A 1,186-nucleotide genomic window follows, 5' to 3' on the forward strand; every position below is an offset into this window, starting at 1 on the left:
TTCCACAACTTTCAAGCGTTCCAAGATTTTGCTGTGTTCAAGCTCTGCAATCTTCATCGCTTCTATCCGCTTATCTAGATCGGAAATGTACGTTGTTAGATAGTCGAGTCGCTCTTGTTGAAGATCTTGTTGGTACTCATAATATTTGCCAACGCCCCACTGAATCCCCAACGCCACCATGACTCCCAATACCACTAAACCGACAAATCGACGACGATGCTCTTCCCTTTGATTTTCGCGCCAAGGCAATAAGTTAATGCGATACAGCACGCACACCTCCTAACCAATGAATGCCACGCACCGCCAGCCCTGCAGCCGTCGAAAAATGTTGCCAATCGGCCGCTCGGCGCTTGCGTTTCGACACTTTCATTTCAAACAGTCCGAGTGGGTTTAACAACTCACACTCCAATGCCAACTGATGCGACAGCTCTTCTGCCAACATTGGCGTCGATGCCCCCTCGCCCGATAACCAAATGCCTTTGATGTTTTGCGAACCGTTGATCGAGGTATAGAGCTGCATTTGACGTTTTACGCGCTCAACCACGTGACGATTGAACTGTTCCGTTTTGGCTTGAGCATCATCAGAGAGTAAGTCTTCTTGTGACGTCCCCATTGAGATACGAGTACCGCACGCAAACTCCTTATGAAACAGTTCGCCTTGCTCGGTAAACATGGTGAATGAACTCGCTAACGAGCCGATGTCTAACAAACAGTATTTGTTTTTTTCAGGAAAACGCTCTGCGGCAAGCTTCCAGATATGACCTAGGCTTTGAGAGTGCACGTCAACCAACACAGGCTTTAAACCAGACTGTTGTAACGCCTCAACTCGGCTTTCAACCACATCTTTGCGCGTAGCGAATACTTGATAACTGTCCGTTCCACGCATCCCTTCTTCCGCACGAAGGCGTACAAAATCCAAACTCAGTTCTTCCACAGGAAAAGGAGATTGATGAGAAAAAGCTTGTACCACCGCAAACTCGATTTCGCTCTCATCAAGGCTTTGTTCGATTTGCAGTTTCTTGCTAATAACTGAGTTGTCTGGAACAGAAATTGCCACTCGCTTGGCCCCAAAAGGCAGCTCTTTTTTCATCTGCTTTAGGGTCTTTACAATTGTTTGATGATTTATCGTGTTATTTTCAGCGACAATACCTTCCTTAAGTAATATTTCTTTGTAACCCAATAAGGC

1 protein-coding gene and 1 pseudogene are annotated in these 1,186 nt (G+C 46.2%); both read right to left on the reverse strand.

The features are described from left to right. Window positions 1-270 (reverse strand): annotated as a pseudogene (locus tag R7070_RS25875) (PilN domain-containing protein); the annotation flags it as partial. Next, on the reverse strand, window positions 254-1,186 hold a 933-nt coding region (gene pilM / locus R7070_RS25880; RefSeq protein WP_318141472.1), incomplete at its 5' end, for a type IV pilus assembly protein PilM. The pseudogene R7070_RS25875 and the gene pilM, both read right to left, overlap by 17 nt.

This window comes from Vibrio sp. 1557 (assembly GCF_033340175.1).
Taxonomy (GTDB): Bacteria; Pseudomonadota; Gammaproteobacteria; order Enterobacterales; family Vibrionaceae; genus Vibrio; species Vibrio alginolyticus.